Origin of the sequence: Rubrivivax benzoatilyticus JA2 = ATCC BAA-35, assembly GCF_000190375.1 — a bacterium.
Classification (GTDB): domain Bacteria; phylum Pseudomonadota; class Gammaproteobacteria; order Burkholderiales; family Burkholderiaceae_C; genus Rubrivivax; species Rubrivivax benzoatilyticus.
Genome location: NZ_AEWG01000130.1, coordinates 1 through 671 on the forward strand (window position 1 = coordinate 1; position 671 = coordinate 671).

Annotated in this window: 1 protein-coding gene; it reads right to left on the reverse strand. The window is 79.0% G+C overall.

Going from position 1 to position 671, the window contains the following annotated elements:
• Window positions 1–654, reverse strand: a 654-nt coding sequence (locus RBXJA2T_RS14565; RefSeq protein ID WP_039956762.1) for a condensation domain-containing protein, incomplete at its 3' end; no start/stop codon positions are given.
• Between the last annotated feature and the right edge of the window lie 17 nt (window positions 655–671).

Genomic DNA, 671 nt, shown 5'->3' on the forward strand with positions numbered 1-671 from the left:
GGCGAGGTGGGCGCGCAGCGCCTCGTCGGTCACGGCCGGGGCGTCGTCGGGTGCGCGGCCGGCCAGCCGCGCCAGCAGTTCGTCGAGCACCAGCGCCAGCGACCAGCCGTCGAGCAGCAGGTGGTGGTGTGTCCAGGCCAGGCGGTGGCGCCCGGGCGCCAGCCGCGCCAGCAGCAGCCGCATCAGCGGCGGGCGCGTCAGGTCGAAGCCGGTGTCGACCTCGCGCCGGCAGTGCTCGCGCCAGGCGCCGTCCTGCGCGGCGGCGTCCAGCGCCGTGAGGTCCAGCAGCTCCACCGGCACGGCCAGCGCCCGCGCCACGACCTGCACCGGCTGCGACAGCGCGCTGCGCAGGAAGCCGGCGCGCAGCGCCGGGTGGCGCGCGACGACGGCGTTCCAGGCGGCGGCGAAGGCGGCCGGGTCGAGCTCGCCGTCGAGCTCGTAGACGAGCTGGTCGACGTAGGCGCGTTTGTCGCGGGCCAGCAGCCAGTGCACGTACAGGCCCTGCTGCGCGGGCGTCAGCGGCTGGACGTCGGCCCAGTGCGGGTGGGCGGCGAGGAAGGCCGCGCGTTCGGCGTCGGCGAGCGGGCGCAGCACGCCGGCGGGCTCGGGCGGCCCGTCGCCGCGGGCCGCCGGCGCGGACGCGGCGGCGCTCATCGCCGCCGCCAGGCGCT